Source organism: Pseudomonas sp. FW300-N2A2, from assembly GCF_017351735.1.
Classification (GTDB): domain Bacteria; phylum Pseudomonadota; class Gammaproteobacteria; order Pseudomonadales; family Pseudomonadaceae; genus Aquipseudomonas; species Aquipseudomonas migulae.
On sequence record NZ_JACNDU010000060.1, the window covers coordinates 1 to 7,654 of the forward strand.

Below are 7,654 nucleotides of genomic sequence, written 5' to 3' on the forward strand. Positions count from 1 at the left end.
CAGGACCGGAGCGAGGGCATGCCGAGCATTAGCGAGGCACCGAACGAAAGGGGCAAGAGCCCTTTGGTTACTTTGGGGCTCTTCCAAAGTGACTCGCCGTAAGGGCGAAACCAATAGCCGCCGCAACCGAAAAAACGGATATGTCCCCAAACAAAAAACCATAACCCCACTCCCACAAGAACAATAAAAACCCCGCCAAGGCGCAAACCTTGGCGGGCTTTTTTGTACCCGGGCGGTTTAGAACGCGCCCATGTAATCGCGCTTGCCCACTTCCACACCGTTATGACGCAGCAATGCGTAAGCGGTGGTGACGTGGAAGAAGAACTGCGGCAGACCGTAGCTCAGCAAGTAAGCCTGGCCGCTGAAGCGCTTCTCTTTCGGCGTGCCCTGACGGGTGATGATCTCGATGCCTTCCTTGCCATTGATCTGCTCAGGCTTGATCTCGCCAATGTAAGCCAGAACCTTGGTCAGCAGCGCTTGCAGCTCGGCGAAGGTGGTTTCAGTGTCGTCGTACTTCGGCACTTCGATCTCGGCCAGACGCGAAGAAACACCCTTGGCGAAATCAACGGCGATCTGCACCTGACGCACCAGCGGGAACATGTCCGGGTACAGACGGGCTTGCAAGAAAGCGTTCGGATCAATGTTCTTGGCGGTGGCGTGGGCTTCGGCCTTGTTCAGAACGTCGCTCAGGGCGTTGAGCATTTGTTTGAAAACCGGAACGGAAGCGTCGTACAGGGAAATGGTCATGGCAGTCTCGTGTGGTGACAGGAGTGAAACGTGGGGTCGATTATAGCGATGCACGGTCCCAGGTGAAGCGATAGATATGGGCCGGCGGACCAGGATGGCAATTGCCGTTGTCGGCGTCGGCACCGACGATCGACCATTGCGCCCGGGAGGTTTCGCCCAACTCGCGGGCAGCCTGCGGATTGAAGCACTGACCGAGCTGTTCATCCGGCACCAACGCATACGCCTGCGGATGTTCACGCAACCACTGCGCCGCCTGCTCGACCGTTGAACCGATCATGCCGAAATGCACGATCGGCTGCCTTGCGAACAACCAATGGCCCTCGCGCCAGTGGACCAACACCAGGTCGGCGCCCCCAGTCATGGTCGCCGCCTGCGCCATCAACGCCTCGTGGGGATTGGCGCCGTCCTTGACCGGCTCGATGAACCCTCGGGCGAACCACAGTGTGAACCAAATCACCGCCACTCCCTGAAAAATCCGCGAACCCAGTTGGCGTTGACGGAACCAGCGCCTGAGCAACCAAGGCACCAGCGGTGCAGCGACCAGCACCAATCCCGGCAGCGCCGGATAAATGTACAACTTGCGCTTGCCGCTGCTCAGGCAGAAAAACAGCACCACCAGCACCACCCAACCCAGCAGCACCAACACGCGACCATCATGCTTGCGTAATTGCCGGCGCCAGGCGGGGATCAGCCACGGCAGCGCGAGCACCAGCGGCAACCAATATTGCGGAATGACGCTGACGAAGAAGTACCAGAACGGCTCCCGGTGATCCCAGGCGGCCGCATAACGCCCCGCCGTCTGGCGCAGCAGGATTTCCCGCACGTAGGCAATTTCCTCAGCACCGCCATTGAGCACGATGGACAGCGCCAAGGGCAGCAGCCAGATGCCCACGGCACCGAGCAGCACCACAACACCCAGGCACCATTTTCGCGCTTCGCCCGGCATCGCCACCACGCCGGACCAACCTTTGCGCACCGCGTAGGCATACGGGATCAGCATCAACGCCGGCACAAAGCCGACCCCTTTGGTGATCACCCCTATCCCCATCGCCGCGCAGCCCACGTAAAACCAGTGCCAGGCCGGCCCCAGCAGCAGGTGTCGGGCCAGACCGTACAGGCCCAGCGAGGTGAACAGAATCAGAAAACTGTCGATCTGGCCGGTGCGCAAAATGCTGTAGGTCTGATAGGTCGCCAGGTACAGCAGCGCGGCCGTCCGACCGGCTCGTTGGTTCCAAAGCCTGCGACCCAAGTCGTAGAGCATCGCCGTGACCGAGGTGGCAGACAGCAGCCCCGGCACGTAAAGGGCAATGGCGGGCATCCCGGTGATCCAGGTGAAAAACGCCACGGTCCACATGAATATCGGTGGTTTATCGCCGTAAATTTCGGCAGCGCGATGGGGAATCAACCACGAACCGTTGTGCAGCATCTCCAGCGCCACGCCGAGGAAGCGTTCCTCGTCGACATTCTGCGGCTGGCGCAACCCGAGCCCCGCGCCGACCAGCAACAGAGCAAGCAGCATCAGCCCCAGGCATTCGACGCCGGGTGAAAGTGTTCGGCGCATGGGTCAGTCCTTCAAGGTTTTGCTGCGGGCAATCAATTGCAGGTTGCGCAAATAGACGATGGAACCGAACGCCTGGCCGATGATGAACACCGGGTCCTGTCGATAGATGGCGTACGCGAACAACAGCGCGCTGCCGATGATGCTCAGGTACCAGAAGCTCACCGGTATCACGCTGCGTTTTTTGTATTCGCTGTACAGCCACTGCAGGACAAAGCGCCCGGTGAAGGCGATCTGGCCGCTGAAACCGACCACCAGCCACAGGGTTTCGCGGGACAGATTCATCCTTCGATCTCCTGCGGCCGGGTGTTCAGGCGTGTGCGCCGGATCAGCCACCAGACACCGATCAGGTCGAGAACCCCCACCAGCGCGCGGTCGATGTTGCCGTATTTGGAGACGCCGGCCGTGCGCGGTCGATGATTGACCGGGTGGGTGAGCATGCGGCCGTTGTGGCGCTGGATCAGCGCGGGGATGAAGCGGTGCATATGGTCGAAGTACGGCAAACGCAGGAACGCCGCGCGCTGGATCAATTTCAACCCGCAGCCGGTGTCCGGCGTCTGATCCTTGAGCATGCGTCGGCGCAACCCGTTGGCAAACCGCGAAGCCCAGCGTTTGCTGGCAGTGTCGCGACGGTTGACCCGGTGCCCGGCGACCAATTGCAGGTCGGCGGCTGCCGGCTCTCGGCGCACCAGCGCCAGCATGCCGGGGATGTCCGCAGGGTCGTTTTGCCCGTCACCATCGAGGGTCGCCAGCCATTGGCCACGGGCGGCGAGCGCGGCGTGATAGAGCGACGTGCTCTGCCCCAGCGAACGTTCATGTTGCAGGATGCGCAGCGTGTTCAGCCCGTTTTGCCGGGTCTGCCGCAACGCCTGCAACGTGGTGTCAGTGCTGCCATCGTCGACGACGATGACTTCATACGCTTCATCCGCCAGCGCGACGCGGATTTCTTCCAGCAGCGCGGTGAGATTGCTCGCTTCGTTCTTTGCCGGAATCAGCACGGATACAAATAAGTCCTGGCTCATGGAGGCCCCTGTTTTCCTGAATTTTTATGTTCGAAGACCAACGCATCAGCGCTGATAGAAGTGGCGATACCACTTCACGAATTGCCCGACGCCGGCCTCGACCGTCACGTGCGGACGAAAATCGACCCACTGCGCCAATGCCGACACATCCGCCCAGGTCCTGTGCACATCGCCCGCCTGCATCGGCATCAAATTGCGCCGGGCAGGCCGGCCCAGCGCCGCCTCCAGGCATTCGACGAAATCCAGCAGCGCCACCGGCGTGCCGCGCCCGATGTTGAAAATCCGGTTGACGCCCTCCCCGGCGTTCTCCGGCAACGGCGGGCGTGGACGCAGGCGGACGATGCTTTCGACGATGTCGTCGATGTAGGTAAAATCCCGCGACATCAAGCCTTGGTTGTAGAGGTCGATGGGGCGATCGTTGAGGATCGCGTCGGTGAACTTGAACAGTGCCATGTCAGGGCGGCCCCAAGGTCCGTACACGGTAAAAAACCGCAGGCCGCTGGCCTGGAGCCCGTAGAGATGGCAGTAGCTGTGGGCCATCAGCTCATTGGCGCGCTTGCTCGCCGCGTACAGCGAAACCGGGTGATCGACGGCGTCTTCGACGCTGAATGGCAACTTGCTGTTGGTGCCGTACACCGAACTGCTCGAGGCATAAATCAGATGGTCCGGGCGATGGTGCCGGCAGGCCTCCAGCACATTCAAAAACCCTGTCAGGTTCGATTGCGCGTACACGTCCGGGTTGTCCAGCGAGTAGCGAACACCCGCCTGGGCCGCCAGATGGATGACATCTGTGAAGCGGTGATCCTTGAACAACGCCATCAAGGCAGGTTTGTCGACGATATCCAGCGTCTGGAAACGAAAGCCCGACAAGGCTCGCAGTTCCTTGAGCCGAGCGTGTTTGAGCGCCACGCTGTAGTAGTCGTTGAGGTTATCAATGCCGACCACTTCAAGGCCTTGCTCACACAGGCGCTTGACCGTGTGAAAACCGATGAAACCCGCAGCGCCGGTAACCAGTACGGTCATGGCAGGTGCGCGCCGATCAGCGCATTATTGCCAGTCGATTCCAACGTCAGCGTCATGCCTTGCTCCCGGTTGCAGTCAGTAAGGCCAGTGACGTCGTCGATACGCTCTGACGCCGCGCCCCTCAGGCGCGACCGTCATCGCGCGGCCATGCATACGGTGCCCGTCGAATTGTAAAAATCGCGTTATGGATTGATGTAGCTTTTATGACCATTGCCGGGGGACGCGACGAATTCAGTTGCCATTGGCGCCCGCCCATCTAAAGTGCATGCCAGCTGAAGAAGAATATGAATCAGGTAAGGACGCAGCATCATGAGCATTGAGCAAGAAACAACCTTCGACGAGCCACGGCTCAACAGCACGGAAATCCGCATTCTGGGTTCGCTGATCGAGAAACAGGCCACCAGCCCGGAAACCTATCCGCTGACCCTCAATGCCCTGGTGATTGCCTGCAACCAGAAAACCAGCCGCGAACCGGTGATGAACCTCACCCAGGGCCAGGTCGGCCAGAGCCTGCGCGCCCTCGAAGGTCGCGGCTTCGCCAAACTGGTGATGGGCAGTCGCGCCGACCGCTGGGAGCACAAGGTCGACAAGGCACTGGAACTGGTGCCAGCGCAGGTGATTCTGACGGGACTGCTGTTTTTGCGTGGTCCGCAGACGGTCAACGAACTGCTGACCCGCAGCGGCCGCATGCATGAGTTCGAAGATGCCGAGCAGGTTGTGCATCAGCTTGAACGGCTGATTGCGCGCGGTCTGGCGCTGCTGATTCCGCGCCAGGCGGGGCAGCGTGAAGACCGTTACATGCATGCGCTGGGTGATCCGGCGGACATCGAAGCGATCCTCGCGGCGCGACAGAATCCGGTGGAACGTGGTGGTGGCAGCGGCGTGTCGGTAGAACGCATCGAAGAGCTCGAAGCGCGGATTGCTGCGCTGGAAGAGCGCCTGGCACGCCTCGAGTAACCGCCACGATCTCCTGTAGGAGCGAGGCTTGCCCGCGAAGGCGATTTCCAATTCGACACAATGTTGGACGTTGAATTGCTTTCGCGGGCAAGTCGGATCGCCGCATCGCTCGCTCCCACAAAGGAAGTGCTACTCGCCGTCCCAGTAATCCACGCCGTCAGCCTGTCTGGCGATGGCAACGAAGCCCGAGGCATTGCCTTCGGCATCGACCTTGAAGTCGTCCATCACCGCGTACTTGCCGGAGTCCGGGTATTCGCAGATTTCCGGCGATTGCTGGGTGCTGACCGCCAAATAGCGCAGTTCAGCCTTGCTGGTGTTGATGATCTGGTGCGCCACTTCCGGACCGCCCGGCGGGCAGGCGATCACGTCACCGGCGCGGATCGGAAAACGCTCGGCGCCAAGACGAATCTCCCCTTCCCCCGCGACGACGTAGAACATCTCCTCGTTGACCCGATGACTGTGAAACGGACTGCCGCGCATGCCCGGTTCCAGCACGTACAAGCGATAACCGAGCTTTTGCGCACCCAGCTGCTGACCGACGCGAGCCATCCGCTGTTGATAACGGCCGGCGGTTTCACCGGTGGGCGCGAGGGCTTCGGGCAGCGGTTCGAGTTCGACCTGATGCAGGTTGAGGATGGGGGGATGCATGGGAAACCTCGGGCACGGTTTGATGGGGTGGCAAGTCTTGGCTTGCTGGGGAGCAGTATAGGAAATTTGCTGCGACTGACTGGATACCGAGTCGCAGCCATCGCGAGCGGGCTCGCTCCCACATTTGATCGCATTTCTACTGGAAGAACTCGGTCGAATGTGGGAGCGAGCCCGCTCGCGATGAGGCCAGTACGACCAACAAATAGCGGAAGGCCTCAACTGCGGGCGAATTCCACCGCCTTCTGAAACTGCTCCTGCGTCGGACGCACGCCGGTGTACAACACGAACTGCTCCAGCGCCTGGATCGCGATCACTTCCAGTCCGGTGATCACCCGCTTGCCTTCGGCACGTCCCCGCACGATCAGCGGTGTTTCCGAGGGGATCGCCACCACATCGAAGATGGTCTGCGCTGCTGCGATGGTTTGCGTATCGAACGCCAGGTGATCGGCCTCAGGCCCGCCGGTCATGCCGATCGGTGTCACGTTGATCAACATTTGCGGGCGCTGGCTGCCCAGTTCGGCTTGCCACTCATAGCCCAGCGACTCAGCCAGGGTACGTCCGGCGTGCTCGTTGCGGGCCACAATCAGGCCGTTCTGGTAGCCACCATCGCGCAATGCACTGGCCACCGCCTTGGCCATGCCGCCGCTGCCGCGCAGGGCAAAAGTCGACGCCTTGGGCACCTGGTGGGTTTCCAGCAACTGAGCGATGGCGATGTAGTCGGTGTTGTAAGCCTTGAGGTGGCCGTCCGTATTGACGATGGTGTTGATCGATTGAATCGCGGCAGCCGACGCGTCCAGTTCATCGACCAGCGCAATGCTGGCTTCCTTGAACGGCATCGACACGCCGCAGCCGCGAATCCCCAGGGCGCGGATGCCTGCGACGGCACCGGTCAGGTCCTGGCTGCGGAACGCCTTGTAGTAGAAATTCAGGCCAAGTTGTTCGTACAGATGATTGTGAAATCGCAGGCCAAAGTTCCCGGGGCGGCCCGACAGGGACATGCACAACTGGGTGTCTTTGTTGGGGTTCATCTGCATGAAAAATCTCCTTCAATTGCACTTTCAGATGGACGGGATTAGCCATGCCATCGCGTTCTGATCGATCATATCCGCGTACCTGCTCGTGGCAGCGAAGTTGGTAAGGAAGCCGGTACAGACCTTACACAAAATTTACCCAACGGCTGTGCTGATTTTCAGAAATACGCTGTCTTAGAAGTATCCCCGCGACAATCCTTGGGTCTATTGCAGACGCAAGCGCCGGGTCGATGAACCGAGGAACTATCATGATCCGTAAAATCCCCACAGTTGCCTTGCTGATCGGTGCTCTTGCTATCGCAGGGCAGGCAGAAGCGCATGGCGGTGGCGGGTGGCAAGGTCCAGCGGTATTTGGTGCGATCGTTGGCTCGGCCATCGTCGGTTCGGCCATCATCAACAGCGGCCGGCCGGTTTATGTGCAGCAACCGGTTTACGTGCAGCCACAGCCGGTTTACGTACAGCAGCCGCCACCGGTTTATTACCAGCCGGCACCGGTTTATGTGCAACAACCGGGTTATTACGGCCCGCCGCCGGTCTACTACGGCCCTCCCCGTGGTTATTACGGCCCGCCGCGTGGCTATTACGGGCCTGCGCATGGTTATGGCCGCTGGTGACAGGCTCACGCAGGCTTTGACTGGGTGTATATCCATTGTTTGGGTGATGGCTGA

At 60.5% G+C, this 7,654-nt stretch carries 9 protein-coding genes; 2 read left to right on the forward strand and 7 right to left on the reverse strand.

Annotated features, from left to right (window positions below; translation table 11 throughout):
* Nucleotides 1-237: 237 nt before the first annotated feature.
* The 5 genes from J4E42_RS29205 to J4E42_RS29225 are packed head-to-tail and all read right to left on the reverse strand — an operon-like array spanning nt 238 to nt 4,350.
* Nucleotides 238-747, reverse strand: a complete 510-nt coding sequence (locus J4E42_RS29205; RefSeq protein ID WP_008030762.1) for a DUF1993 family protein — start codon at nt 745-747, stop codon at nt 238-240.
* A 40-nt stretch (nt 748-787) separates the two neighbouring features.
* Nucleotides 788-2,308 carry a glycosyltransferase family 39 protein gene (locus J4E42_RS29210; RefSeq protein WP_207286774.1) on the reverse strand — a complete coding sequence of 507 codons (1,521 nt, stop codon included), beginning with the start codon at nt 2,306-2,308 and terminating at the stop codon, nt 788-790.
* Between the two features lie 3 nt (nt 2,309-2,311).
* Entirely contained in the window at nt 2,312-2,590 is a 279-nt protein-coding gene (locus J4E42_RS29215; RefSeq protein WP_008030764.1) for a lipid-A-disaccharide synthase N-terminal domain-containing protein, read from the reverse strand.
* Nucleotides 2,587-3,327, reverse strand: a complete 741-nt coding sequence (locus J4E42_RS29220) for a glycosyltransferase family 2 protein (RefSeq protein ID WP_008042808.1) — start codon at nt 3,325-3,327, stop codon at nt 2,587-2,589. The genes J4E42_RS29215 and J4E42_RS29220 overlap by 4 nt, the downstream gene beginning before the upstream one ends.
* 45 nt (nt 3,328-3,372) lie before the next feature.
* A complete protein-coding gene (locus J4E42_RS29225) occupies nt 3,373-4,350 on the reverse strand; it encodes an NAD-dependent epimerase (RefSeq protein ID WP_192419883.1) in 978 nt (325 codons plus the stop codon).
* A gap of 309 nt (nt 4,351-4,659) precedes the next feature.
* On the opposite strand from J4E42_RS29225, the gene J4E42_RS29230 reads away from it, so the two are divergent.
* Complete coding sequence (locus J4E42_RS29230; protein ID WP_008030770.1) at nt 4,660-5,307, forward strand: YceH family protein; 648 nt, start codon at nt 4,660-4,662, stop codon at nt 5,305-5,307.
* A gap of 129 nt (nt 5,308-5,436) precedes the next feature.
* On the opposite strand, the gene J4E42_RS29235 is transcribed toward J4E42_RS29230, so the two are convergent.
* Nucleotides 5,437-5,955, reverse strand: a complete 519-nt coding sequence (locus tag J4E42_RS29235; RefSeq protein ID WP_207286775.1) for a cupin domain-containing protein — start codon at nt 5,953-5,955, stop codon at nt 5,437-5,439.
* 215 nt (nt 5,956-6,170) lie between these two features.
* Entirely contained in the window at nt 6,171-6,989 is an 819-nt protein-coding gene (locus J4E42_RS29240) for a shikimate 5-dehydrogenase (RefSeq protein WP_207286776.1), read from the reverse strand.
* 245 nt (nt 6,990-7,234) lie between these two features.
* Between J4E42_RS29240 and J4E42_RS29245 the strand changes: the two genes are divergently transcribed.
* Nucleotides 7,235-7,600: a hypothetical protein gene (locus J4E42_RS29245; protein WP_008042817.1), complete on the forward strand. Its 366-nt coding sequence runs from the start codon at nt 7,235-7,237 to the stop codon at nt 7,598-7,600.
* Nucleotides 7,601-7,654 lie beyond the last annotated feature (54 nt).